25 protein-coding genes are annotated in these 24931 nt (G+C 40.7%); 9 read left to right on the plus strand and 16 right to left on the minus strand.

All coding sequences use genetic code 11. The features are described 5' to 3' along the window. Positions 1 to 208 precede the first annotated feature (208 nt). Complete coding sequence (locus tag AJGP001_RS14960; RefSeq protein ID WP_071154133.1) at positions 209 to 709, plus strand: TRAP transporter small permease; 501 nt, start codon at positions 209 to 211, stop codon at positions 707 to 709. Further along, complete coding sequence (locus tag AJGP001_RS14965; protein WP_071154132.1) at positions 694 to 1959, plus strand: TRAP transporter large permease; 1266 nt, start codon at positions 694 to 696, stop codon at positions 1957 to 1959. Before AJGP001_RS14960 ends, AJGP001_RS14965 begins: the two co-directional genes overlap by 16 nt. Before the next feature lie 66 nt (positions 1960 to 2025). Here AJGP001_RS14965 and AJGP001_RS17570 read toward each other — a convergent pair whose 3' ends face one another. The 10 genes from AJGP001_RS17570 to AJGP001_RS15010 all read right to left on the minus strand — a co-directional run bounded on the left by AJGP001_RS17570 (position 2026) and on the right by AJGP001_RS15010 (position 11301). Further along, positions 2026 to 2175, minus strand: coding sequence for a hypothetical protein (locus tag AJGP001_RS17570; protein WP_169835280.1), 150 nt, complete (start codon positions 2173 to 2175; stop codon positions 2026 to 2028). Positions 2176 to 2280: 105 nt separating this feature from the next. Next, positions 2281 to 2859: a TerD family protein gene (locus tag AJGP001_RS14970; protein WP_078080721.1), complete on the minus strand. Its 579-nt coding sequence runs from the start codon at positions 2857 to 2859 to the stop codon at positions 2281 to 2283. An 18-nt stretch (positions 2860 to 2877) separates the two neighbouring features. Then, positions 2878 to 3960 (minus strand): toxic anion resistance protein, encoded by a 1083-nt coding sequence (locus tag AJGP001_RS14975; protein ID WP_058384279.1) that lies wholly within the window; start codon positions 3958 to 3960, stop codon positions 2878 to 2880. Between the two features lie 20 nt (positions 3961 to 3980). Continuing rightward, the gene (locus AJGP001_RS14980; RefSeq protein ID WP_071154131.1) at positions 3981 to 5594 is read right to left on the minus strand and encodes a YceG family protein; all 1614 of its coding nucleotides are present in this window, start codon (positions 5592 to 5594) and stop codon (positions 3981 to 3983) included. Positions 5595 to 5618: 24 nt separating this feature from the next. After that, positions 5619 to 6434 (minus strand): HAD family hydrolase, encoded by an 816-nt coding sequence (locus AJGP001_RS14985; RefSeq protein WP_078080722.1) that lies wholly within the window; start codon positions 6432 to 6434, stop codon positions 5619 to 5621. Next, a complete protein-coding gene (locus tag AJGP001_RS14990; protein WP_071154130.1) occupies positions 6431 to 7540 on the minus strand; it encodes a cysteine protease StiP family protein in 1110 nt (369 codons plus the stop codon). Before AJGP001_RS14990 ends, AJGP001_RS14985 begins: the two co-directional genes overlap by 4 nt. Further along, positions 7537 to 8820 (minus strand): phosphoribosyltransferase domain-containing protein, encoded by a 1284-nt coding sequence (locus AJGP001_RS14995; protein WP_245830207.1) that lies wholly within the window; start codon positions 8818 to 8820, stop codon positions 7537 to 7539. The genes AJGP001_RS14990 and AJGP001_RS14995 overlap by 4 nt, the downstream gene beginning before the upstream one ends. A gap of 19 nt (positions 8821 to 8839) precedes the next feature. Then, positions 8840 to 9985, minus strand: coding sequence for an HpcH/HpaI aldolase/citrate lyase family protein (locus tag AJGP001_RS15000; RefSeq protein WP_071154129.1), 1146 nt, complete (start codon positions 9983 to 9985; stop codon positions 8840 to 8842). A gap of 108 nt (positions 9986 to 10093) precedes the next feature. Continuing rightward, positions 10094 to 10672: a TerD family protein gene (locus AJGP001_RS15005; protein WP_058384273.1), complete on the minus strand. Its 579-nt coding sequence runs from the start codon at positions 10670 to 10672 to the stop codon at positions 10094 to 10096. Between the two features lie 14 nt (positions 10673 to 10686). Beyond that, the gene (locus AJGP001_RS15010; protein WP_058384272.1) at positions 10687 to 11301 is read right to left on the minus strand and encodes a TerD family protein; all 615 of its coding nucleotides are present in this window, start codon (positions 11299 to 11301) and stop codon (positions 10687 to 10689) included. A 311-nt stretch (positions 11302 to 11612) separates the two neighbouring features. On the opposite strand from AJGP001_RS15010, the gene AJGP001_RS15015 reads away from it, so the two are divergent. The 5 genes from AJGP001_RS15015 (at position 11613) to AJGP001_RS15035 (ending at position 17447) form a co-directional block, all read left to right on the plus strand. Beyond that, entirely contained in the window at positions 11613 to 12551 is a 939-nt protein-coding gene (locus AJGP001_RS15015; protein ID WP_071154128.1) for a glycosyltransferase family 2 protein, read from the plus strand. Beyond that, positions 12541 to 12936 (plus strand): GtrA family protein, encoded by a 396-nt coding sequence (locus tag AJGP001_RS15020; RefSeq protein ID WP_058384270.1) that lies wholly within the window; start codon positions 12541 to 12543, stop codon positions 12934 to 12936. The genes AJGP001_RS15015 and AJGP001_RS15020 overlap by 11 nt, the downstream gene beginning before the upstream one ends. A gap of 20 nt (positions 12937 to 12956) precedes the next feature. Beyond that, on the plus strand, positions 12957 to 15560 hold the full coding sequence (locus AJGP001_RS15025) for a YfhO family protein (RefSeq protein ID WP_071154127.1): 2604 nt from the start codon (positions 12957 to 12959) through the stop codon (positions 15558 to 15560). Between the two features lie 229 nt (positions 15561 to 15789). Beyond that, the gene (locus AJGP001_RS15030; protein WP_071154126.1) at positions 15790 to 16425 is read left to right on the plus strand and encodes a superoxide dismutase family protein; all 636 of its coding nucleotides are present in this window, start codon (positions 15790 to 15792) and stop codon (positions 16423 to 16425) included. A 146-nt stretch (positions 16426 to 16571) separates the two neighbouring features. Next, positions 16572 to 17447 (plus strand): SDR family oxidoreductase, encoded by an 876-nt coding sequence (locus tag AJGP001_RS15035; protein ID WP_078080724.1) that lies wholly within the window; start codon positions 16572 to 16574, stop codon positions 17445 to 17447. A 50-nt stretch (positions 17448 to 17497) separates the two neighbouring features. Here the strand turns inward: AJGP001_RS15035 and ytvA are convergent, their stop codons facing one another. After that, positions 17498 to 18307, minus strand: a complete 810-nt coding sequence (ytvA, locus tag AJGP001_RS15040; RefSeq protein ID WP_245830209.1) for a YtvA family blue-light photoreceptor — start codon at positions 18305 to 18307, stop codon at positions 17498 to 17500. Positions 18308 to 18452: 145 nt separating this feature from the next. On the opposite strand from ytvA, the gene AJGP001_RS15045 reads away from it, so the two are divergent. Continuing rightward, positions 18453 to 19157 (plus strand): type 1 glutamine amidotransferase domain-containing protein, encoded by a 705-nt coding sequence (locus tag AJGP001_RS15045; protein ID WP_071154125.1) that lies wholly within the window; start codon positions 18453 to 18455, stop codon positions 19155 to 19157. Positions 19158 to 19211: 54 nt separating this feature from the next. After that, positions 19212 to 19415, plus strand: a complete 204-nt coding sequence (locus tag AJGP001_RS15050; RefSeq protein WP_058384264.1) for a hypothetical protein — start codon at positions 19212 to 19214, stop codon at positions 19413 to 19415. 98 nt (positions 19416 to 19513) lie between these two features. On the opposite strand, the gene AJGP001_RS15055 is transcribed toward AJGP001_RS15050, so the two are convergent. The 5 genes from AJGP001_RS15055 to AJGP001_RS15075 form a co-directional block, all read right to left on the minus strand. Continuing rightward, positions 19514 to 20707: a S1C family serine protease gene (locus tag AJGP001_RS15055; protein WP_078080725.1), complete on the minus strand. Its 1194-nt coding sequence runs from the start codon at positions 20705 to 20707 to the stop codon at positions 19514 to 19516. A gap of 13 nt (positions 20708 to 20720) precedes the next feature. Then, complete coding sequence (locus tag AJGP001_RS15060; RefSeq protein ID WP_071154124.1) at positions 20721 to 21587, minus strand: peptidylprolyl isomerase; 867 nt, start codon at positions 21585 to 21587, stop codon at positions 20721 to 20723. A gap of 125 nt (positions 21588 to 21712) precedes the next feature. After that, entirely contained in the window at positions 21713 to 23116 is a 1404-nt protein-coding gene (locus tag AJGP001_RS15065) for a sensor histidine kinase (protein ID WP_245830211.1), read from the minus strand. Then, the gene (locus tag AJGP001_RS15070) at positions 23097 to 23777 is read right to left on the minus strand and encodes a response regulator transcription factor (RefSeq protein WP_071154122.1); all 681 of its coding nucleotides are present in this window, start codon (positions 23775 to 23777) and stop codon (positions 23097 to 23099) included. The genes AJGP001_RS15065 and AJGP001_RS15070 overlap by 20 nt, the downstream gene beginning before the upstream one ends. A 103-nt stretch (positions 23778 to 23880) precedes the next feature. After that, positions 23881 to 24894, minus strand: coding sequence for a GTPase (locus tag AJGP001_RS15075; RefSeq protein ID WP_078080726.1), 1014 nt, complete (start codon positions 24892 to 24894; stop codon positions 23881 to 23883). Positions 24895 to 24931 lie beyond the last annotated feature (37 nt).

Raw genomic sequence — 24931 nt, forward strand, 5'->3', positions numbered from 1 at the left:
AAATATTCCATCTTTTATAGAAATATTTTTTCAACATCCTTCAATTGGGTTTTTTAAACTAAAGAGTTCTAAAAAACAATAGCACTAAAGTAATATTAAGTTAATTTTCTTTCTATTCTAAATTTTGCTTGTTATTAGTTAAAACTTGTATTATGATTTGACTAATTGTTTTCGTATCCAAAATACATATTGATTGAGGAGGATTTAAATGAAATACCTGGATCGTGTTGAGAGCGCTTTCTCCATCATTTTATTTTTATTTGGAATTGCTATTAGTCTATACTCCGTGTTCATGCGTTACGTTTTGGGAAGTTCGCAGAGTTGGGCTACCGAAATTTATACGATGCTCTTAGTGTGGGCTATTTTTATCGGCTTCTCATCAGCGTTGAAAGAAGACAAGCATATTGCGATAGACGTACTTTACGATAGGTTTGGGCCTAAAATGCAGCAATTCTCTCAAATAGTCACGTTATTGATTGGGTCGACTTTTAGCATCTTTATCTTTTGGACTGGTCTTGATATGGTAACGACGGCATACGGTCAAGATATTAAAACTATCGATGTTGGCTTTCCGATATGGATTAATTACTTAATTATGCCGATTGCAGGCACTTTGTTATTTATCCGTTTCTGCGAAAAAGCATATCGATACTTTATTAAGAAAGAAAATGTTACGGGCGGAGGAGATGCAGAATGGAAGCAGCTATAATTGTAATTGTTTTACTTTTTGTCTTCGCTTTCTTACGAGTACCAATTGCTATAAGTTTAGCGGTTTCTAGTATTGTTGGACTTTATATGGTTGATTTCTCTTTGAATACCGTTATACAAAAAATGTTTACGGGAGTTAACAGTACAACATTAATGGCGATTCCTGGTTTCGTCTTTGCGGGATTAATCATGGCTAAAGGCGGCATATCAAAATATTTGATTGAATGCATCCGTTCTTGGGTGGGACACACGAAAGGCGGTTTGTCTGTAGTAACTGTTATCACTTGTATGATTTTTGCAGCTATTTCAGGTTCAAGTCCTGCAACTGCTGCTGCAATTGGCGCCATTATGATTCCGATGATGGTCAAAGCTGGATATGAAAAAAGTTATTCTATGGGATTGGTCGCTGCGGCTGGAACATTGGGTATTCTTATTCCTCCTTCAATTCCATTAATTCTCTATGGATCAGTTTCAGAACAATCTACTGGACGATTATTTTCAGCTGGAATTTTACCAGGAATTTTACTTGGTTTTGCTTTAATTGTTTATGCAGTAATTGTAGCGCACAGAAAAAATTATGGAGGCTTGCCAAAGGTTCCTTTAAAAGATCGATGGCTTCCTACACTCAGAGCTACTTGGGGACTTGTAATGCCCGTTCTTATTTTAGGGAGTATTTATACGGGTATTGTAACTCCTACTGAAGCTTCTTTTTTAGCTGCTTTATATGCAATCATTATTTCTATTCTTGTTTACAGAGAAATGACTTGGTCTCAATTTGTTGAAATTACGAAAGAATCGATTAATACAACGTCCATGATCTTCCTAATAATCGCTGCAGCTTTAGTTTTTGGGATGTTCTTAACAACTGAGCAAGTTCCACAAGACTTTGCGGCTTGGGTAAGTGACAGTGGATTTAATAAATGGACATTTTTAATTATCGTTAGTTTACTATTTTTTGTCCTTGGAATGTTCTTAGAGCCAACAGCTATTATCTTAATTACACTTCCAATTCTACTGCCTATCATTTCTGCATTGGAAATTGATGTTATCCATTTCGCAATCATTATGGTAGTCAACATGGAGTTGGGTATGATTACACCACCTGTTGGACTTAACTTATTCGTTGTCAGTGGAATAACCGGTGAAAAAGTGGAAAAAGTTATAAAAGGTGTAATTCCTTTCTTCATGATTTTTATTATTGTTTTGATACTTATCATCATATTCCCTCAAATTTCTTTGTTCTTAACTTAATTTCTATTACCACTTGTTGGTTTCAAAAAAAAAAACGGCAGTAGTTCTGCCGTTTTTTTTACTTTGTTATCGTTCAAATTGACACAATGCATTAACGGCATCCAAATCAAACTGTTCATGATAATACCTAACTGCTAAATTATCACTTTTGCCGAACAAACCACGAACGAGAATATGTGTAATGAATAATATCATTTCAACAATACGTACATACACTTAAACACTGCTATACGATCAGTATTTTCTTAACTATTGAATTAAGCACTAATCAAAAGAGACCGCCTATCAGTTTATTAAACTGATAGACGGTCTTTAATTCATTTAGCTTAATCCAAAATCATTTACTAATGCCGCAAGGCCGCCTTGATAGCCACTGCCAATTGCGTTAAATTTCCATTCGTTGCCGTGGCGATACAATTCTCCAACCACTAACGCCGTTTCAATCGAAAAATCTTCTCCAAGATCATAACGGATTAATTCTTCGTTCGAGCTTTCATTCATAATACGGATAAAAGCATTGGAAACCTGACCAAAGTTTTGGCTACGGCTGTCTGCTTCATGGATGGTTACGGTAAACACCACTTTATGGATGTCTGCAGGAACGTTCGGCAAATCAACGATTACTTGCTCATCATCGCCGTCGCCTTCTCCAGTTAAGTTATCTCCCGTGTGGACAACCGAACCGTTGCCGCCTTCAAGATTGTTGTAAAAAACAAAATCTTCCGGTCCACGTGATTTGCCATTTTCACCTACAAGGAAAATGGATGCATCTAAATCGAAGTCTCCTCCGCCGCTATATTTGTTCGTATCCCAGCCTAAACCAACGACCACTTTCGTGAGTCCTGGATTTGTTTTAGTCAAGTCGATCTTCTGTCCTTTTGAAAGGTTGATTGCTGACATTGTAATTTTCCTCCTCGATTAGTTAGCTTTACGTTGAGTATCTTCATACTTCTTCTGTAATTCTTCGATGCGGAGACGTCCTTCTTCACGCATTTTGCGATTTTCTTGCTCAATCTCGCGCGTGTCATTCATCCCTTGCATAATAGTCTCCCATGTCTGCTCAATGGTTTCAATCTTGATGCTCGGTTGACCGGACATTCTTGCAATGTCTACACTTTGACGTGAAATATCATTCGCGTTGTTGAGTAGCATTTCGTTCGTACGGCGATCTAATTCACTCATCGATTCAGCAACTAGGTTTTGACGTTTTGCCGCGATCGCATTAATTAAACCAGTTTTAAAAATCGGAATGGTTGTCACGAAAGCCGAGTTGATTTTCCCAATTAGTTTCGTATTACCACGCTGGAGCATACGGATCTGAGGTGCTGACTGGTAAGAAACTTGTTTCGCCATTTCCAGGTCGTAAACACGCTGTTCTAGAAGTTCAATCGCATTTTGCAAGGAGTTTAATTCCATCAAAGCCATTTGATCACCAGATTCCGCTTTTGCACGGACTGCTGGCTCTTGAGCTCTCAATTCCTCCACTTTAATGTCACCTGCTGCGATATATTTTTCCAGTTCCATAAAGTAATTAAAGTTTTGATTGTATAGTTCTTCTAAAGTCGTCGTTGACTTTTTCATTTCGCCTTCATACTTTGTAATTTCAACGTATACTTTATCGATTTCAGATCCCATCGTCTGATACTTGTTAAACAATTGTTCAATCACTTTATTTCCTTTATTGAAAATCTTGCTCATGAAACCTTTCTTTTCGACAAAATCCTTTTTATCGAATTTATCCATGATTTTACCTAGTTGTTTTAGTAACTCACTAGACTCTTCCATGCTATTTGCTTGAACAGAATTCAATACTTTTCCAGTAAAAGCTGAAATTTCATTCGCTGGTTCACGACCAAATTCCAGTAAAGCGATTTGGTTTTTGGGATCGATTTTCGCAGCCAACTGAAGAACTTCGGGATCTTTTTTTAGTTGAACCTTTAATTGGTTTTCATCTTTCATTACTAATTCCTGTTGTTCAATTTGTTCTGGCATATTGGTCATCGGTTTTCACTCCTTTTTGGCTATAGCCATTTTTTTAATATTTTTTTCACGACAGAAGGCTCTCGGTAAGGCTCGTTAAAGCTCCGTTCATCAAGCCAGTGTGTATCGAATGATTCGGAATCGATCCAGCGTTCAACATCTTGATGCCCCTGTGGATTGATGATAATGACATCGAGTCCAAATATATGAATCAACGCAATCGCATTGGCATCGGCACGGCTCAACTCACCGTCTTTTTCTTCGTTATAAAAGAGCATTGTGGGTACGAACTGCGGATAATCGAATAATTGAATCAACTGAATTACTGAATCTGGCAGCGACATCGATTGCGAAAAAGCATAAAGCTGCAATTCTTCAAACGATTCGCCATGTTGAGGCACGAGAATTGGCTTTTCCGCATGTCTCGCGATTGCTGCTGCAATTGCTGTCTGAACACCATCTGGCAATTTATTGTATTTCCACCAATGCGCAGCTTTCATTTTTTCCGGATCCAACAGTCCGTTTTTTCCGAGAGCAGCACGGTAATGGAATTGCTGATTGCCTTTTCGTTCTTCCACAAAAGGAAAGCTTCGAACTAGTTTTGTGTCTTCCCGCTCAGTCAATTTATGAACATTGTCCCAAAAGCGTTTGCGGTCCTTTTCAATACCCATCAGCTTAGAAAAAACGACAGGAATGTTGACACTTCCACTTGCTACAGAAAAAGACGGCCGCACCATTGCACGTTCTTTAGCAAGCATGAAAGCTTCGTCCATCGTCGTTTTAAGTCGAACCGAGCGAGTCAAATACGATTTAAATTGGAAGGGCTTATAAAGTCCGGAATCATCGTGATGCAAAAGACGATCTACTTCTTGAGTTGCACGATATGCGACCGTTCCCACACGTTTCGGCTTTTCATCTGGAAAAGGAAGAAGTGCTTCGGCGTTCACTTGAAAACTGTGGCTATGAAGCCCTTCAGCTCCAACTGCTTTTTCAAACCAACGCTCTCCTTTAGGATCATAGACAACGACGTGGAAGCCAAACGCTGCTGAAAGTTTCAAAAACCAAGTTTCACTTTCTGAAACGCTGCCATACCATAAAAAGCCAGGCAAACCTTTTTCCAACTCTAGCTTTTCAATTTCTGGTGCTATGTGATTAAACATCCATTTAACTAAGTCAGTCGTTACGCGACGAAAAGAGGAATGTGTTGTATTTCCTCCGGATTGCGTTTGAAAAGCTTTCAAAATATCAATCAATACAAGTCGTAGACGTCTGTTCAAATCCGCGTCTTTTAATCTAGGTAGCAGTCCTTTGCCATCAAGAAACGCTACCATTCGATTGGGTGACAACCCATTTTCTTTTTTATTCATTTCGAACAAATCTTGAAGTGTTCGAAGACGATCCTGCTCAATATGTTTGTTCATTCGATCAGAAAGTCGAATTATCCGTCCATCTGATGCTTCGATGACGTCATAAATAGACGCGAAATAGTCATCGGCATCAAGTGTCATCCCTGTAACTTGTCCGAGTAGCTGTGGATACGTAATGCGGTCTTCTTCAATTTTGGTTTCGCTGTGATCCACAATCGGTTTTTTCAGCCACTCCCCGATTTTTTCTGGATCCCAGGTTTTAGCGGGGATTGGATTCAATTGAACCATTGGAATCTCTCCTTGCTTTGTTGCTTACTGACGCTGCAATGAAATCTCAGCAACACGAGCCAAGATTTCCTCTCCAACTTTAATGCCATGTGTATCGGTCTTATGAATATGTCCGGACATCGAAACTCTACTTTTTACTGCTTCGCCGTGAGATGCCACCATGCCATAATCGGCACTTTCTAGTAAATCCAGATCGAGTAGCGAATCTCCAGCTGCCAGAACGTAACTGGCACCTATACGTTCCTTAATGTACATCGCGGCAGCTGCTTTCGTAATGCTTTCTGGCATAAAATAAAGCTTCCTACCTTGCAGGGACATTCCCCATCCAAGCTCTTTAAATACGGTTGTGTAGAAATCCAGCTTGTCTGTTGGAAAACGTGCACGATCGACAATCAGATAAACAAACCACTCTTCCGCTTCTTTAACTTTTAGTACCCAGTCATCCGAAAAATGACGTTCAATTTCCGGTAGCAATTCTGAAATAATGGTTTTCCGACTGATACACTGCTGGCGAATTTCTTCAGACCACTCTTTGATTGGTTTGCCGTTTTCCAAAATGACGGCGCCATTAGATACAATCGCAAACCGCGGTGCTTGCTGTCCGTTAAAAATACCCGTCACTCGCTCGTATTGAGCTTGTGTCCGTGTAGTCACGGGCAAAAAGAATGCCGAAGCAGAAATATGCCAAAGCGCTGATTGACTTTTTTTCGTCATAAACGACAGTGGTTTTCCCTCGTAGCGCTCTACTTCAACTAACTCTTCTTCCGTTACTTCCATCCCCATCGAATTGCGGGAATAAATTAACGTCTGATCTAAATCACTAGCGAACAGTACCGTCATATTTCTTTACCTGAGCGAATCAAGCCAATCGCTCGGTAAAACAAGTCGGGAACAACTTCTACCGGCACCTTTTTCTCTTCCGCCAGCATCAAAATATGATGGACATCCGGGTTATCTAGACTATTAACCAAAACTTTCCAAGGGCTCCTGCGAAGCAGTACGCGCGTTGTCTCACCAACACCTGGCTTAATCAAATGAAAGTCGGTTTCACTATACATCTGCTGACCAATTGCTTCCACTTCCTCCATGCCCTGCCAAGTTCTTTCTACTATTACAGGAGTTGAAACAGCCTCTTGTTTAACTTGCTCTTGCGTTTCCGAAAAGCAAGCAGTAATTTGATCAATAAAGTCATTCGATAAATCTTCATCAAGCAATTCCCCGTAAAACTTGGCACCGTGGAAATCATTTTCACCAATATACTGTTTGTTAAGGATTGTGCGGCTTACCAGTCCTGATACGGTCGCATTTAGACAAGCACTTGGAATAAGGAAATCTTCACGCGTACCGAACAATACTGCGCATGCACCTGGATCGGCTAGCACTGCCATGTCATCATATAAATTCATGTTTTTTTCTTTATTGAGACTATTAACTGCTTTAGTCAACTCTTTTTGAATAGCCCCTTTGCCGGTCCAGCCATCGACAAACTGAATACGGCTTGTCGGATGTGCAGCGCGAATTGAATCGATTGCTTTCTCATCAATTCCTTTATCGCGTAAAATAGAAACACTGTAATGCGGCCACTCCATCTTCATTACCTGCTCGGCGTATCGACGAATCAGAATACCGATTGGACTGCCAGCACGTGCTAAAGATACGAGCACAATGTCATCTGTTCCCGCATTCATGAAAATACGACGCGTTACGAGTCCAACCAAATAGCCTAATTGCTCTTTCGTCTTACCTACTGTTTCGTGATAAAGATTGGTATATTCATCAGAAGGACGATATTCCATTGGCAGTCGTTCTGCATAGTGTGCCCCGGTCTGAACCGCTTTTTCACGCTCTTCCAACGTACTTTCAGTAAATTCGTTGCTTACATCTTTTAATAGGAAGGTGATGTCTTCTTTCGGATAACTCGTTTTCACTAAACCGGTAGCTATCATTCGATTTCTTCACTCCTTTTAGTAGTTGTTAGAGAAATCCATTCTACTGGCGCTTTTTTCTCCAAGTATGTGAGAAGCGGCTGCCAATCGGATAGTGCAATGACGGATTCAGCTATCAAGTAAATTCGGTCGATTTCCACTTCATTTAAATTATAGATAAATTGGCTAACTCCGAATGCATCTGGTAGCTCAAACTTAACTTTTTCCTTAATCGGATAATCGGCCATTGGCGAAGCAAAAATTGGACTGCGTGTCGTCGTTTGGACGAGTGCGTTTCCTTCTAGTGCTAAGGCAAAACGCAAAGGTAAGTACATATTCTCTCCTACTCCAATAACTAATGCCTTATCGCTTACACTCACAAGTTTTTCAACCGCAGTTTTTGCCCAGCTACCTATTTCATCGTGTTGCTCACTTGTAAGGCCAAAACGCCCTGTTTGCGAAATATATCGTTGTCCCGTTTTTGAGCCGATTGTTAATTTTTCACTGCCCAGTTCGGTATGTGGAGTTCTGTGTCCCACACCACTCAACAAACTCATTTCAGGTTCAGTAGGTGCTGTGCTGTGCAACAATTCAAATTGGCCCGTCATTAATGATAAAACCTTCAAATCAATCTGCCGCTCAGCCATTATTTTCTCTATTTTTTCCTTTTGACTATCACTTCTCCAGTCAAGGATGGATAAAGACACGTAATTCTTTCCGGGAAATTGATCATCTAATGCACACACCAAGTTTAACAAGGTGTTACCCGTAGAAATCTCGTCATCGATTAACACGATCGTCTCTGCTTGTTCAAGCATACCTGAAGGCGCATATACTTTATGGGACGTTGCGTGGGAATGTTCTTCTTCAAAGACAAAAGATGGGGTAATGCCGGTAATCTCTTCACGTGTTGTGTGAATATAAGCAGATTCCTCAAAATGTTGGAAAACCGAATGGCCAAGACCTGTTGCTGTTTCTGCCATGCCAATAAACACTGTTTTTTGGGGCATCGTTTTTTTAAATTCAAGCGACTGTAGGGTTATGTCACGATTTACTACGCCCGTTTCAATCATTTTGACAAGAGCAGGCGTCTCTGGATATCCTCCAACCCCAACTTCTTCCATCAGCAAAGAAGCCAATAAAGTACCTGTTCCAAGAGCTAAAGAAGGATGAACAGCTAGATGTTTAGCAATTAGTTTGCTGACAAACAAAAATTGACGGTTTTTATTCACACGCAAAGCGACAGAAAACAGCGATTCCGCTGATAAACCTTGATAAGCATAGGTAACTGAGATATTCATGTTTAGGTTATCCCATAATTTAGTATTGATTTGATACTTGACTGGCCCGGATATGATTGAGGACGTCGATTGGTTGATAGTTTTCATTGAGCACCCCGTAGACTTCCGCTTGAGCGGCAATTTTTTTCGCCCAACTCAAATGCGGCTTTACTTCGTTCATTTTATTGCGTTTAGCACTTTGCAAGACACCATTTCTTTTGCTGCTTTCGTTTAGAATTAGTTTAGCGTCTTCGTAAGCTTCAAGTGTGACGATATGACCTGCATTGACGATTGAAATTTGCGACGGATGAATACAGGTTTTTCCTTTAAAGCCATTTAGAATATCCAGTTGAACTTCTTCCCATAAGGTTTCTTCCGGTTTAGAAGAAAGCCATAGCCGCTCCCCACTTGAAAAATGTTCGTAGACAGGTCCAGAAACCGTAAATCCGTCTTCTGCACGCCCAAAACGGTTCAAGATAGCCATCAAACAGTCTCGAATAACATGAACATCGTAAATTGTCCGTTCCGCGGGCCGACGTAAGCCGTAAAGGCTAGAAAAATCAGTAGCTCCCACGCGAACCGTCAAAATCCGCTCTGCTTGTGATTGCATAATACTGTATAGTTCTGACAAAGTTTGTTCACGAGATTCACTGTACAGCACTTCTTTCGTTTCGAGCAAAGGCAATGCATACAGCATTCTACCAGCCACTTCACTAGCACGGTCGAGCGCTTCAAAAAATGATGGCAACGTTACAGGTGAGCATTTCGGAAAAACGATTCCTGTCAACACACTCAATGCCGTTCCTGCATTTTTTACTAATTGGTCTAATTGTTCGGGTGTGCGAACTCGCAAAAACAAAGCTGGTCCAGCTATGAGTTGCTCTGCATTCGCTTGTTCCAGTTTTTTGAACTCGCCCACTGTATTTTTTTCTGCCTGTTTTAGTTCCGTATCAGCTACTGCATCTTCCAAACAGACGATTAGTGTTGTAAGACCAGCAAATACGCCGTTATTATAATCACCAGTTAAAATTTTCTGAGCAAAATCCACTCTAGAACCCGGCGTATAAAGCGCTGCACCCAACGCCAAGCTTAAGGTTTCCCGTTCCGTATCACGGTTAAATTCTGCCGGGGAATGTTTAAAAAAAGTCTTTAAATCAGAATCGGTCAATCCGTTAAAATGTCTCATGCGTGATCCCTCCCGGCATGCTGCTAGCTACAGCCCGTTCAAATTATCATTTCGTATATGAATGGACAAAAAGCAAGGAGATAGTCTCCTTGCTTTTCCATCGTTAACTCAGCTGTTTAAGCCAAAGTCCTTCACAAGAGACTCTAAGCCGCCTTGATAACCGCTGCCAATGGCGTTAAATTTCCATTCGCCTCCGTGACGGTAAAGTTCCCCGACAACGACTGCAGTTTCAATTGAAAAGTCTTCACCTAAATCGTAACGGATCAACTCTTCATTTGTGTCTCCATTGATGATGCGTACATATGAGTTGCTCACTTGGCCAAAGTTTTGACTGCGTGATTCTGCATCGTGAATCGTGATGGCAAAAGTTGCTTTCTCAATTGAAGCTGGAATAGCTGACAAATTAACGTTTACTTGCTCGTCATCTCCGTCGCCTTCGCCCGTTTTGTTGTCACCCGTATGCTCTACAGCGCCAGCAGCACCCGTTGTATTATTATAGAAGATAAAATCAGCTTCTGAAGCCGTTTTGCCTTCGCTGTTTAAGAGGAAGACGGAAGAATCCAAGTCAAAATCTTGTCCGCCATCATATTTGTTTGTGTCCCAACCTAAGCCTACGATTACTTTAGATAAGCCCGGATTGCTTTTTGTTAAATCTACTTTTTGACCTTTTGATAAGTTAATTGCCATTTTCTCAACACTCCTTAAGAATATTTGTTTGCGATTGATCCGATATCAGGTTCGATTGCGCCTTCACCAATAGCTGAAAACTTCCAATCTGCACCTTGACGGTAAAGTTCGCCTGTAATTAACGACATTTTACCTGCATAATTATCGGTAAGGTTGTAGTGAACCAATTCTTCTTTCGACTGATTGTCGACTAAGCGAATAAAGGCATTTTCAATCATGCCGAAATCTTGTTTCTTCTGTTTAGCGTTATAGATATTCACAACAAATACTAAGCGATGAACAGAAGGTGAAATACGTTTCAAGTCGATATTGATAACTTCATCGTCGCCTTCGCCTTCTCCAGTTAAGTTATCGCCCGAATGAACTACGCTGCCATCTTTGCTTTTCTTGTTACCAAAATAAATTAAGTTTTCTTTGGCTGTCAGCTTGCCATTTTCGTCTAGCAATAAGACAGATGCGTCACAGTCCACTTCAGCACCGCCACCGCCGCCACCTAATAGGCCGCTTAAAAAGCCTCCGCTTTTTTTAGTTGCGACAGGATCCCATCCTAATCCAACCATTATGCTTGAAAGCGATGAACGTCCTTTTGTTAAATCGATTTTTTGACCTTTTACGAGATTGATCGCCATTCTTAACACTCTCCATTCATCAGTATGTATTCTATTTTAATGGTATTGGTCCGCCATGTAAAATTCAACGAATAGAACCTACCAGAAAACCCGAAAATTCAGGCATCATCTTTTCAAATTTCACGTTCTGAAGTTTTACAGGTTGTAAGTTCACGCTGAATTTTCAGACAAATGCTTTCTTAAAACACCTGACGTATACTAATACGTATCTAACGCTAAGAAGTTTCATTTTCAGGCATAGTTCTTAATTAAGGTAGCCAATACAAGCTAAAAAATTATGTTCAAAAGCAGTTTGAAAGGAGCAACCAATAATGAAGCTTATCTCGATTGTCATTCCGGCTTTTAATGAAGAAGCCAATATCGCTTCCATGTATGCCAAGTTGGCGCAGGAACTTGAGGCGCTTCCATATCGTTATGAGATTATGTTCATCAATGACGGCAGCAGCGATTCCACACTCCAAGAGATTTTAAAATTAGCCGAAGTGCATGAGAATGTAAAATACATTTCATTGACACGTAACTTCGGAAAAGAGTCTGCTATGCTCGCCGGCTTGAAGCGCATTAAAGGCGACGCCGCCATCGTTATGGATAGTGATTTACAACACCCTCCCACTTTGATTGGGGAAATGGTTACCGGCTACGAGGAAGGTTTTAACCAAGTTGTGGCGAAACGTTCACGCACGGGCGATTCTAAAGTTCGTTCGCTATTCTCTTCACTTTACTATAAGCTGATCAACTCGATTACCGATGTTGATTTGCAAGACGGGGAAGGAGACTTCAGGCTTCTGAGTCGCAAAGCCATTAATGCCATTTTAACGTTGAGCGAAAGTAATCGATTCTCCAAAGGTTTGTTTTCTTGGATTGGGCTCAGCAAAAAGACCATCAACTACGAAAATGTGTTGCGCACTGACGGCGACTCCAAATGGTCATTTGCTAGTCTCGTCAATTACGGCATCGACGGCATCATTTCATTTAATATGAAGCCTTTACGCGTTTGTTTTTACTCAGGCTTTTTGGTTTTGTTCCTGTCGCTCATTTATATCTTTTTTACGTTATACAATATTATGCAAGAAGGTATTGGAGCTCCCGGGTACTTTACGACAATTACAGCAATCTTGTTACTAGGAGGCATTCAATTGATCAGTCTCGGAGTTATCGGTGAATATATTGGACGTATTTACAATGAAACCAAACAACGCCCACACTTTCTTGTAGATGTTAGCAATGCGGATGAATACAATGAATCCTAAAGCGCTGAATACTGAATTTACTCGCTTCGTCTTTGTTGGGGTCCTTAATACCTTGAGTTATTACTCGATTTACTTGTTGCTTCACAATGTTTTCAATTTGCCTTACCTTCTGGCACATCTTGTCGGATTCTTAATCAGTTTGAACATCTCTTTTTTCTTAAACTGCTATGTCACGTATCGCATAAAGCCTACACTTAAGAAATACTTATACTTTCCATTAACTCAAGTCGTTAACATGTCGGTTTCTACTGTATTAATTTTTATTTTCGTAGAATTTCTTCACCTCAATAGCAATATCGCTCCTTTTGCAGCCGTATTGTTTACAGTTCCCATAACATTTGTCGTATCGAGTAAAATTCTTAAAGATACGCCTTCTCCAAAATAAGAAAAAAAGACGGTGACTCTATGCAAAAACTGCGCCCTGCTCTTGTTCTATTGTTTTTCAGCTTGCTGCTGTCAGCAATCGGTCATACTGTTTTTCTCCGCCAATGGGCAAATGGGCATTTCATGGTAGGTATTAACGATGGACTCTCTCAAATGCTCCCTTTTAAGGATCTTCTATTTGAACAATATACACGGGGAGAGTTTTTCTACTCGTTTGATTTTGGATTAGGAGCTGGCACATTCAGCGAACTGTCTTATTATTTTTCTACATCTATTGTGTTTCTAGTTTCAGTAATGATCGTTGCCCTTTTAAAATTTGCGAATATTATCCAGACAACTGACGTCTTGTTTTGGGCAAATGCTGCTGTTTTTATCAGCATTATTCGTCTGGCCACTGTGCTATTTATCACTACTCGATTATTTATGTATATGAACATTTCAAAATCTGCTGCTTTTATAGGTGCTTGTCTTTATGGTTTATCAGGAATGTATTTCCGCCACGCTACGTATTGGGAATTTTTCGCAGATGCCTATTTATGGCTTCCACTGCTATTGTTTGGTGTCGAAAAAATCTTCCGCGAACAAAAGCCTGGTTGGTTTTTAGTAGCTATCGCCGTATCAATGATTGACAATTTCTATTTTGCTTATATCAATTTTTTGTTAACTGCACTTTATATTCTGTTCCGTCTGTTTATCCCACTCTCTACGAATGAACAAACCAAAAAGAAAAGTATAATGAGCTTTTTGATCGCCGGACTGATTGGTGCAGGTATCAGTGCAGTTTCTTTTGTGCCTGCTGTCTATGCCTATTTAAACAACCATAGACCCGATTTTAAGCAAGAAATTCTTTGGAAAAATGAACTACTTGATAATATTTTGTTCAGTAGCTCAATTATTGTCTTGCCTGCATTTTTCGTCCTCGTATTGTTTTGCTGGTTTCTGTATAACCATAAAACATTCCGGTTGTTTGCACTACTTGGAATCGTCGCGATAATTATGCACAATAGTCCGATGATTGGCAGTGCCTTTAACGGCTTTTCTGCTCCGCAATACCGTTGGGAGTATTTTTTATCCTTAGTTATGGGCGGAGCCGTTGCGGTCGCATTTGATCAATTGCATAAGTTTACACGATGGCGTTTTCTACTTCCAGCGATACTAACGATTTTAAGTTTTGTTTATTACGTTCGAAACGACGAGTATTTTGAAATGGACTCAGAGTTCTCAACACTTGCGATTCGCGCGCTCATCATGACATTGTTGCTGCTAGCTCTATACGTAAATTTCAATAAAGATATAGTTAAATGGCTGTTAATGGCATCCGTTTTAGTTTGGACTTTGCTGTTTGCTAACCTTTACCAAACCGAAAAAATTCTGGATGAAGGTGATATCTCACAAGTTAGCGAAGAATTGATAACGGGAGTCGACTATGATGACCCTGAAATCAATACACTCATTGAGTTTATTCACACAAAAGAAAGCGACGAACTTTATCGAATTGATTGGATGGAAGGGGTCCGCAATAACACGCCAATCGTTCAAGACTTCCAAGGACTAAGTGCGTATTCTAGTATTTTAAACAAAAACTTATTGTATTTTTATTTGTATGATCTTGAAATTGATATGGGACGTGAAAGTGTTAGTCGTTACGCCACACTCGGCAACCGTGCCAACTTGTACAGCATGCTACAGGGCAAATACGTGATTCGCTCGCGTGGAGACACCAATATTCCTTATGGCTTTAATGAGATCCATTCTTCCGAAAAGTATATCGTCTATGAAAACGACTACGTTTTGCCGTTTGCACGGTCGACTTCCACGGTTTACGAAGAACAGCAATTGGCTAAGCTATCTCCGCTAATGCGTGAACAAGCGATGCTGACTGGGGTTGTACTAGATCGCAGTCAAGATACGGATTCTTTGCCAGAGTCGAATGAAAACATCCTTGCCTTTGACCAAGCTACAATTGGGGCTACTTATCATGACAATGTCCTAACAGTCGTAGAGAGAACAGGCGGCTTGAACTTAACCGTAGAAAACCTACCGCTATCCACTGATGACTTATTTGTTTCTTTCCATTTAGAAACAAAGGCAGCCGATCAAGGCTTCCTACTTGAAGTGAATGATTACCAAACAACAAGAAAGTCCAATCAGTCTATTTACAAAACATTTGTAGACGACTTAACAATTCGCATACCTGCTGATGAATCCATTGAAATTCGTCTTCCAAAAGGAAGCTATGACATAACCGATATCCAAGTTTATTCTGCTTCCTATGAATCTTTGCGCAAACAAGCTGCGCAACCAGACTTGTCTAGCAATTTATCAATTGATGGCAGTCAGGTTCGCTTGGATTATGCCAATAAAGACAACGATGACTTCTTAAAGCTATCCATTCCGTATGAACGCGGCTGGCAAGCACACGTAAATGGCAAAAAAGTACAGGTAGCAAAAGCCGACTTTGCCTTTATGGCAATTCCACTAGAGGCAGGCGATAACGACATTTCGCTTGCTTATCGACCGCCCTTTTTTAAGTCAGCTGCAGCTGTAAGTTTAGTATCCACCCTTTTTGGTTTTGCACTAGTTTTTCGCAAAAGAAAAACTAGAAAACCGACTGATTTCACCTGAATTTTTATCGGTAAGTGCGATTTCTTTCACTACTGCTTTAAGTGTTCCACTTCTGACTTTCGTGATTAGTCAGAAGTGGAGCATTTTTTTATCTATTCCTCTTACAGAAAATGAGCTTCCCTTTATTGGAATTTCTTCTCCTACAAAAGAAGCTGTTTTGAAAAATTGCGTTTACTCTCGACCTTTTACGTGTAAGGAAAGGTAATACGATCTTAAAGGAGGAATTCAGATGAAGCGTTGGTTGTTGTTCGGTTTAATCGTAAGCTTTTTAGTCCTTTTAGCAGCTTGTGGCAATGACACGACAGAAGATCCGCCTACGGAATCTGATGGCGCAACAGAAGAAACGAACGATGACAGCAACAGCAGTGAAGATTCAACTGAAGGAGCAGCTACTAATAACGATGGCGAAATCCTGATGGTAACCGTCGAATTAATGAACAGTGACGGTGATGCAATAGGCACTGCTGAATTGACTGAAGAAGACAGCGGTGTCGCGGTCGCACTTCAAGCAGAAAATTTAGAACAAGGCATGCATGGTATTCACTTCCACCAAGAAGGTATGTGTGAAGTTCCTGACTTCAAATCAGCTGGTGATCACTTTAATCCAGAAAGTACGATGCATGGTATGGACAACGCTGACGGTCCGCATGCCGGTGACTTGCCGAACCTTGAAGTAGGCGAAGACGGCAGCGTCTCACAAGAATTTGTTGCCGAAAATGTGACGCTTGAAATTGGCGAAGAGGATTCACTACTCAAAGAAGGCGGAACTGCGCTTGTTATTCACGCAGGAGAAGATGATCAAAAAACCGATCCTTCTGGTGACTCTGGAGACCGCATTGCCTGTGGCGTCATTGCCGCAGAATAACGATCGCTTAAACATCGGCAGTGCCCTCTCTAAACGGGCACTGCCTTTTTTGAACTCGATTAATCTAGTTCTGCTCTCCAGTGTTTAAGTGGATTACCAACGGGAATAATGCAACTAGTACTACTTAAACTAGAGGAGGATTTACAATGGCGAGAGATGAATTCGAAAAAATAGATGAACAAGTTGAACCTCAAGAACAATCTACACAGCCGGGGTCCGAGAAGCAAATGAACCCTGAACCGATTTATGATGACAAAGACTATAGAGGTTCTGGAAAACTTGAAGGAAAAGTCGCACTTATTACAGGCGGAGACAGTGGGATTGGTCGTGCAGTAGCAGTGGCCTATGCTAAAGAAGGTGCCAGCATCGCTATCGCCTATCTCGACGAACACGAAGATGCAGAAAAAACAATAGCAGCGATTGAGTCTTACGGAGCAAAGGCAATTAAATTTGCCACCGATGTCAGTGACGTTGAAAATTGCAATCAGCTTATAGTAGACGTTATTTCTGAATTCGGTCAATTGAATGTGTTAGTGAACAATGCTGGTAAACAGTTTCCACAAGATGATTTTCTAGCGATTAGCCCTGATCAATTAATGGAAACTTTCTCTACTAATATTTTTAGTATGTTCTATCTAACTCAAGCTGCTCTCCCACATCTTCAAAAAGGAGACAGTATCATCAATACTTCATCCGTAACTGCTTACCGCGGTGCTCCTGGACTAATTGATTATTCGTCAACCAAAGGAGCAATCACAAGCTTTACTCGCTCGTTGTCTGCTAACATTGCAGAACAAGGCATCCGCGTAAATTCAGTTGCACCTGGTCCTATTTGGACACCTCTTATCCCCTCAACTTTTGATGCAGAAAAAGTCAAAAACCAAGGGAACGACACATTAATGGAGCGACGTGGGCAACCTTCTGAATTGGCGCCAGCTTACGTATATCTAGCTTCTAAAGACTCTACCTACGTAACAGGACAAGCAATTCATATTAATGGTGGAGATTATATTAGTTCGTAAAATACAACAGCCCCGGCGTATGCCGGGGCTGTTTTTAGCAACTGTCGTCATTATTTATTTTGTCTCAAGCGACTTTTCCCACTTTCTTCTTGTGCAATAAAATTCAATGCTTTTTCAATTGTTGAAAATGTAACTAAGCGACTGTCACGATCTAAATTACTAACAAACTGCTGAGCAGCAACCGCAGAAATACCCGTTACATAAAGTTTACTTCCCATAATTCGAAGTGCTTCGTAAATTTGTGAAAACCAATAAAGCGGTGATTTTTCGTTCCAAGTCAGACCGGTGATGTCGATAATTGCATGTTCAATACGATGCTGTTGAACATATTCGCAAATTTTCACTTTCAACATTTCAAAGCGCTGAATGTCCATAGTTCCGACAAGTGCAACGGTCGCAACATTTTCCTGTACGGATAAAATAGGGAGCATTAATTTTTCAATCTCGTCTTCGTTCGCCATAATCGCCTGTTGTTGAGCACGCTCTAACGTAATGTCCGTTTGCGTGCCGATAAAATAAAGCTTCTCGTCTATCCAGACAGGCTCAATTACTAGTCGGTTCCAGAATGGAGAACCGTCTTTGCGATAATTTAATAAAGTCACAATCACTTTTTCATTATTGGCGATAGCTTTTTTCATTTTTTCAGTATCTTCTTTTGTTGTTTCAGGTCCCTGCAAGAAACGACAGTTTTCCCCAATTACTTCTTGTTGCGTATATCCGGTCATTTCGATAAAGGTTCTATTTGTATAAATGATTGGATTGTCCTGCTGTGACGGATCAGTCACAATTGTCCCAACTTTGCTGCCATCGAGCATAGCTTCAAGCAAAGTCACTTGGGTTTTTTGGTTTAACTCTCTCAAGTGATCTACCTCTTCTCTCGTTTCATGTAATAATCCTAGCATATCTCCGAACCCAAATCCAAACACTCTGTATCCACTACGTTTCAGGATTTCTTTACAGGGTAAATGAAAGAACAAAGACTTTTCCAAACAGGAGGAAAAAAGAATGGCGAAAGTATTGGCAGTACTGTCAAATGGCTATATAAACGAAGAACATAATTACGTAACAGGATGGTGGGCAGAAGAACTTTTTGCTCCTGCACTAGAGCTTGAAAAAGAAGGACATACTGTCGGACTTGCTTCTATTGATGGCGGTAAACCTACTGTAGATCCAATCAGTATAAGTAAAGATTACGATCCAGATGGTATCTACAAAAAGCAATACGAATCAGGTATGGCAGATAAGACGACACCGATAGTTGATGTTAAAGCTAGCGACTACGACGCCATTATGATCGTTGGCGGACATGGGGCAATGTTTGACTTAGCACACAACGAAGACTTACACGCTGTGATTAATGTCGTTTATGAATTGGGCGGTATTGTATCCGCTGTTTGTCACGGACCGGCACCACTGGTTTATACAAAAACTAGGGACGGTCACCATCTTTTAGAAGGGTTGAAAGTAACCGGCTACCCAAATAACAAAGAGCCAAAAGAGGTTGTCGAACTATTACCTTTTAGCCTTGAAGATGAATTAAAGAAGATTGGCAATTACCACGAAGAGAGCAATCACGACGCCTATGTGGTCTGGGGGAGCAAACAAATTCTAACAGGTCGCGATCCGCAATCTTCACAGCTTTTCGGTCGTGAACTGGCTCAGAAACTCACTCAACGTGAGCTGCGGTCAGAAGAAAAGTTCATGGATTGAACTTCTTCTTAACAGGGTAAAGAAAACTACTAGCACCTTCGAGGAGGCATTCAAATGAGCAACGACGACAAAAAGAAATACATGAAAGAGACCGAAGAAGAAGCAAAACGCCGTCCACCTGAAGATAAACAAGGATTACAGGAACCGAAAGTTACCGGTTACAAGCCATTGCAACTCGGTATTATCATCTTTGTTATACTAGTTCTCATCCTGATCGGCTTCGGAATTGGAACAGATTGGTTTGGCGTTTCTAACTAATTTTTCTATCAGGCAATTCAACTTATCCATAATAAAAAGGGGGTGCCCTCAAAAGTCATTGTTCATGACTTTTGAGAGCTCCCCTTTTTCTTCGTGTTTTAGCTATTTTCCATTAATGTCAGCTCAAAATTTTGAAACTCTCCGTTTCGATAAGCTTTCACTTTCAGCGTCTCTCCGACTTTCGTTTCGTTGTACAAGTATTGACGAAGTTCCAATACAGAATTCACTGGTTTGCCGTCTAGTTCAACAATGACATCATATGCTTCTAGCCCTGCTGTTGCCGCTCCTGAACCTTCAACTACCGATTGAACGACGATGCCCCCTTCAACTTCAGCTGGCAAGTTCAATTGACTGCCGCGATATTGTGCAGGGACTTCTGCTAAGTCCAAAATCGCTACTCCCATTGATGGTCGGCTTACCGTTCCTTGCGTTTCCAGATCTGAGATAATTGGAATGGCTGTATTGATCGGTATCGCCAGGCCAATTCCTTCTACAGCACTTTGAGCGATTTTCATGGAGTTGATGCCAATTACTTGCCCTTGTGCATTAATCAACGCGCCCCCGCTATTTCCGGGACTAATAGCAGCATCGGTCTGAAGAACTTCTGACTGCCAGTCTTCTGTGCCGTCTTGGTTTATATCAATTGGCACTAAGCGCTCTGTTCCTGAAATGACACCCGTCGTTACTGATCCTGAAAACTGCAGGCCTAATGGATTACCAATAGCGATAACTGGCTCACCTGCTTGTAATACCGATGAATCTCCAAATTCTGCTACCGTTTTGATACTCGCAGCTGGAACTTTCAACACCGCCAAATCAGTCCAGACATCTGTTCCCAGTACTTCTGCATCAAGTTCTGTCCCATCTGATAACGTGACCTTCACTTTTTCCGCGCCTTCTACTACATGGTTATTCGTCACAACATATGCAGTGTTGCCATCTTTTTTATAAATGACGCCAGATCCGACACCCGCTTCTTGCGATTGCTCTTTTTCACTAGTTTGTGCAGCGAAAGGATCTTGTTGTGCTACTTGTAAATTGGAAACCCCGACCACTGCATCTGTTGTATTCTCAACAACCTTCGTTACATCTGAAGTGACAACTGAAGATATTGTTTGCAAGCCACTGACCTCCTGACTGGTGGACGTCGGTTCAGTCCCTGCCACTTCTCCATCAGTCACACTCGGCAAAATGACTCCTACCAATAACGCCCCTGCAAGTAACCCTGTAAAGCTTGAAGCAAAGTAGCCTTTTTTGTTTCCTTTAGGTTCAGTTGAATTATAATACCCCATGTGTTCTCCTCCTCTATTTTGTTAAAGTATTGACGATATCGTATGATTCGATTTTTTCAGCTAGCCATTCAGCATATTTTGTATTTAATGCTTCATCAAATAAAGTTTCTTTTATCTGTTCTTTGCTGTCTTCTAAATTTGCATCTGCTGCATCTGTTTTTCCAGTCACTTGGATGATGTGGAAGCCATATTCCGTTTCTACAGGCTCACTGATTTCATCAACTTTCATACTAAATGCTGCTGCTTCAAACTCTGCTGCCATTTCTCCTGCACCAAATTCACCTAGTGCACCGCCATTGTCAGCATTGCTTGTATCTGTAGAATATGCTGCTGCTAGTTCGGCAAAGTCATCCCCATCATCAAGCTTCGCTTTGACTTCGTCTGCTTCTTCTTGAGTGCCTACCAATATGTGGTTTGCTGCAACTTTTGAAGGCTGTTCAAAAGACTCTTTATTTTCTTCAAAATACGTACTGACTTGCTCATCTGTTATGTTAATATCTGGTCCGATGATTTTTTCAACTTTCAAGTAAATTTTCATTTCGTCTTCCAGATCTGCTATCGACATTCCGCTTGACGCCAGTGCTTGTTCAAGTGCTTCCGCCCCACCATAACTTTCTTCATAGACTGCCATTTCTGCGTCGAGCTCTTCTTGAGTCACTTTAATGTCTGCTTTTTCTGCTTCTTGATTGACCACTTCGTTTGAAATCATTGCGTCGAGTGTCGCTGCACCAGCAGAAGCGACCATTTTGTCATACAAGGCTTCTTTGGTGATTTCTTTATCTCCTACTGAAGCTACTGAGTCGTCCCCTGAAAATGCAACCATCACAAAAATTGCGCTTGCCGCTAGTACACCAATTCCAATGTATAAAAGTTTTTTCATACTTATTTCCTCTTTTCCTAAGTTGTTATCTCTAGCTTATCAAGCAATTATGAATAAACTATGACTAGAGTTTTAACAATCAACTATTTTCCTCAAAAAAATGACTTGAGACTGTTTGTCCCAAGTCATTTTTTATGTGGCAAGCGGATAATGAATTTCGTGCCTTGCTCTTTTTTACTTTCCACATCAATTTCTCCATCATGCAGCGTCACCAATTGCTTAACAATCGATAAGCCCAATCCAAATTGGCCACTTCCGCGCGATAAATCTGCTTTATAGAAACGACGCCAAATCAAATCAATTTCCTCGACATCAATTCCCGCCCCGTTATCTTCAACAACAATCGACATGTGGTCGGTTTCAGAATAAGTGGTTAAGAAAATGGTACCTCCTTCAGTAAACTGAATCGCATTTTTGACGATGTTCATCAGGATTTGAATGAGACGATCCATATCTCCATAGATAATATCCCCTGGATTCGTGTGAATGACAATTGTATTGCCTTTATCTTTTGCCTGCTGATAAAGCTGTTCTTGAATAATTTCTAATAGCTCATCTGCATCAATTTCTTCTTTAGTTAGCACGACTTGATTAGATCTAATTTTCTCGTAATCCAAATTTTCATTAACGAGGCGCATTAAGCGCTTTGTTTCTTCACTCGCTAGACGAATGCCTTTTTCCCGTTGGCTTTCTTCAATCATGTTGTTACGAAGACCTTCCATGATGCCCGCAATGGTGGTCAGTGGTGTTCTCATTTCATGTGACACATCTGCCATAAATTGACGGCGACGATTTTCCAGCCGGTCGATTTCTTCATTCGATTGCTGGAGCTTCGCAGCCATTTTGTTAAAGTCATGTGCTAAATCACCGAACTCATCAAAATTCGATTCAGGCAAATTGACATCATAATGACCTTCACTAATCATAGAAGTCGCTTTTTGCATTCGCTGAATTCGGCTAACATGCATTTTAGAAAGCCATAAACTAAACAACAAAGCTATCGCAAACGCAATTAAAATAGTAGTGGTCAAGGTTTTATTTAACTCAGCGATCATTTCACTTACCCCACTAACAGGAGAAGCAAGCAAGACGCCACCAGCCAACTGGTCATTTTCAAAATAAGGCATCGCTACAAATGTTACCGTAAAACCGAACCGCTCAACATCACGATTAACGATAAGAGTTTCGCCTTGTTCAATAACGTTCCATTCTTCTGGTGTCAGCTCAACAGGTGGAAAAGAGCCCGACACCGGATACAAAATACGACTTTGCTGATCAAAAACGATAAAACTGATATTTTGTGCTTTTAAGATTGAGACATATGACTGCAAGTTAGTGCCCGGACGCTTGTGACCGAGTTCATCAATAATTTGTTCACCATAATTCTCCAATTCCTGTGCTTTTTCGTTATACGCAAAGTCATCTACATAACGAACGAACAAAACACTCAAAATCAAAAAAGCAATCAGCAAAATACTCATATGACTAGCAATCAGCTGATAGAAATATTTAATTCGCGTATTCTTCAAATTTATAGCCCACTCCCCATACGGTATGGAATAGCTTGTCTCCGCCATTTATCTTTTTCCGAAGTCGTTTAATGTGAACATCCACTGTTCGTTCATCACCGTAAAACTGGTAGCCCCATACTTGTTCCAATAACTGTTCACGACTAAACACTTGTTTTGGGTGTTGCAAGAAAAACACCAACAAATCAAATTCCTTAGGCGTTAAACCATCAACTTCTTGTGCATCCTTTAAGACACTCCGAGTTTCCTTATTGACAGTAAAATGGAGAGTTTCGATGAGATCTGAAGTGGCTTCCATCTTTTGAGTTCTGCGAGTAACTGCTTTAATACGCGCCATCAACGTTAACGGACTAAACGGTTTTGTGACATAGTCATCAGCTCCCATTTCAAAACCAATCACTTGATCAGATTCACTATCTTTTGCAGTCAGCATAATAATCGGAACTGCACTTCCTTCTTCACGGATTTTGCGACACAATGCGATACCGTCCATTCCTGGAAGCATCCAATCCAAGATTAACAAATCGTGTGTGCCCTCTTTATATTTCTGGTAGCCTTCTAGTCCATCAGCTGCAAATTCACCTTGAATGCCTTCTTTCGAAAAGAACAGCTCCAGCATCGAACTAACACTTGGATTATCTTCTACAACCAATATCTTCATCCCGCACCTCCGCCAACCTTTCTTCTAAAGGTAAATGACAAATTCGAAAGACGCAAGCAAATTGAAAATCGCCCCTCTGCAGGAGAGGGGCGATTTTTAGTCATCAGGCTTTTTTCTCACGTTTTTTCAGCTTTACGAATAAGTCTCCGATCATATCGTAGTCAATAGCCATGTTATTTTCATAAGCATACTTCACACCATAGCCAAGTGCTAGCGTCATGGACGAAGCAACTGTGCCACCAATAATAGATCCTGCTCCCGGAATGAACTTTAATGCCTGCCGGTAAATCGTGTGACCGATTGTTTGTGTCGCGGTAATCACAATCATGTCTTTCGCTGCTTTTTTAGTTAACGGTTTGTCGTAAAGTTTCGATAACTTGATAATCAACCCGACTTGTAAAGATGTTAGCGGTACTACATCTGATCCAGGGATAGGTGATGCTCCGATGACGCCTGCTGAAACGCCAGCACCGATAATCCAACGCGTAGCCGCAGAGGATTTTTCTTTCAAGCTTTTAGCGAAGAGCAAATCCTTCCCCTTCTTTTCGAGCAAAAAAAGAATTTCCTTTTTTAAAGTCTCCAAATTCTCTTCTGTTTTCGAGGAAATTGGAATGACTTTGTATTTATGACCTGTATGTCCTTGGACGAATTGAACGATGGATGGTATGTTTTCCGCCGCATCAATTTTATTTAGGACAATCAAAATGTCTTTATTGTGTTTTTTGATTTCATTAAACTTCTCTTTTTCGCTTTCAGAAAATACTGTTCCGGCAGCGTTTAAGAAAAACAGCACAATATCAGATTTCTGTACAAACTCTAAGGTTTTTTTGGGATTCTCGTCATTAGGATCATTCAATCCGGGAGTATCCATAAATTTAATGTTTTCCAACCCGTGAATGTTATAGGGATCTACGCTAACTGTTTCTCCAGGCATCGGATTGGTGCTCGCAACTTCTGCTCCAATAATCTTATTGATGGTAGAAGATTTTCCTGCATTCACTTCACCGATCAAGGAAATTAACAGATCTTGACTGAGTGAGTCATTGACTTTCTTCATTTCACTTTCAAACATCTTATCCATAGCGCGCATCACTTCTTTTTCGAATTCTTTCACCATAGACAGCCCCTCATCTCTCATCTACTGATTATTATAA

The sequence above is a fragment of the Planococcus faecalis genome (assembly GCF_002009235.1).
Classification (GTDB): domain Bacteria; phylum Bacillota; class Bacilli; order Bacillales_A; family Planococcaceae; genus Planococcus; species Planococcus kocurii.

Excerpts from the sequence above, each read along its gene's own strand:
- AJGP001_RS15035 (WP_078080724.1), top strand. The coding sequence starts at position 16,572 with ATGGCGAGAGATGAATTCGAAAAAATAGATGAACAAGTTGAACCTCAA.
- AJGP001_RS14965 (WP_071154132.1), top strand. The coding sequence starts at position 694 with ATGGAAGCAGCTATAATTGTAATTGTTTTACTTTTTGTCTTCGCTTTC.
- AJGP001_RS15010 (WP_058384272.1), bottom strand. The coding sequence starts at position 11,301 with ATGGCGATCAATCTCGTAAAAGGTCAAAAAATCGATTTAACAAAAGGA.
- AJGP001_RS15005 (WP_058384273.1), bottom strand. The coding sequence starts at position 10,672 with ATGGCAATTAACTTATCAAAAGGTCAAAAAGTAGATTTAACAAAAAGC.
- AJGP001_RS15000 (WP_071154129.1), bottom strand. The coding sequence starts at position 9,985 with ATGAGACATTTTAACGGATTGACCGATTCTGATTTAAAGACTTTTTTT.
- AJGP001_RS15070 (WP_071154122.1), bottom strand. The coding sequence starts at position 23,777 with ATGAAGATATTGGTTGTAGAAGATAATCCAAGTGTTAGTTCGATGCTG.
- AJGP001_RS14960 (WP_071154133.1), top strand. The coding sequence starts at position 209 with ATGAAATACCTGGATCGTGTTGAGAGCGCTTTCTCCATCATTTTATTT.
- AJGP001_RS15030 (WP_071154126.1), top strand. The coding sequence starts at position 15,790 with ATGAAGCGTTGGTTGTTGTTCGGTTTAATCGTAAGCTTTTTAGTCCTT.
- AJGP001_RS15025 (WP_071154127.1), top strand. The coding sequence starts at position 12,957 with ATGCAAAAACTGCGCCCTGCTCTTGTTCTATTGTTTTTCAGCTTGCTG.
- AJGP001_RS14985 (WP_078080722.1), bottom strand. The coding sequence starts at position 6,434 with ATGACGGTACTGTTCGCTAGTGATTTAGATCAGACGTTAATTTATTCC.
- AJGP001_RS15055 (WP_078080725.1), bottom strand. The coding sequence starts at position 20,707 with ATGGGGTATTATAATTCAACTGAACCTAAAGGAAACAAAAAAGGCTAC.
- AJGP001_RS15015 (WP_071154128.1), top strand. The coding sequence starts at position 11,613 with ATGAAGCTTATCTCGATTGTCATTCCGGCTTTTAATGAAGAAGCCAAT.
- AJGP001_RS15060 (WP_071154124.1), bottom strand. The coding sequence starts at position 21,587 with ATGAAAAAACTTTTATACATTGGAATTGGTGTACTAGCGGCAAGCGCA.
- AJGP001_RS15075 (WP_078080726.1), bottom strand. The coding sequence starts at position 24,894 with ATGGTGAAAGAATTCGAAAAAGAAGTGATGCGCGCTATGGATAAGATG.
- AJGP001_RS14970 (WP_078080721.1), bottom strand. The coding sequence starts at position 2,859 with ATGTCAGCAATCAACCTTTCAAAAGGACAGAAGATCGACTTGACTAAA.
- AJGP001_RS14990 (WP_071154130.1), bottom strand. The coding sequence starts at position 7,540 with ATGATAGCTACCGGTTTAGTGAAAACGAGTTATCCGAAAGAAGACATC.
- AJGP001_RS15045 (WP_071154125.1), top strand. The coding sequence starts at position 18,453 with ATGGCGAAAGTATTGGCAGTACTGTCAAATGGCTATATAAACGAAGAA.
- AJGP001_RS15050 (WP_058384264.1), top strand. The coding sequence starts at position 19,212 with ATGAGCAACGACGACAAAAAGAAATACATGAAAGAGACCGAAGAAGAA.
- AJGP001_RS14995 (WP_245830207.1), bottom strand. The coding sequence starts at position 8,820 with ATGAATATCTCAGTTACCTATGCTTATCAAGGTTTATCAGCGGAATCG.
- AJGP001_RS14980 (WP_071154131.1), bottom strand. The coding sequence starts at position 5,594 with ATGGTTCAATTGAATCCAATCCCCGCTAAAACCTGGGATCCAGAAAAA.
- AJGP001_RS14975 (WP_058384279.1), bottom strand. The coding sequence starts at position 3,960 with ATGACCAATATGCCAGAACAAATTGAACAACAGGAATTAGTAATGAAA.
- AJGP001_RS15020 (WP_058384270.1), top strand. The coding sequence starts at position 12,541 with ATGAATCCTAAAGCGCTGAATACTGAATTTACTCGCTTCGTCTTTGTT.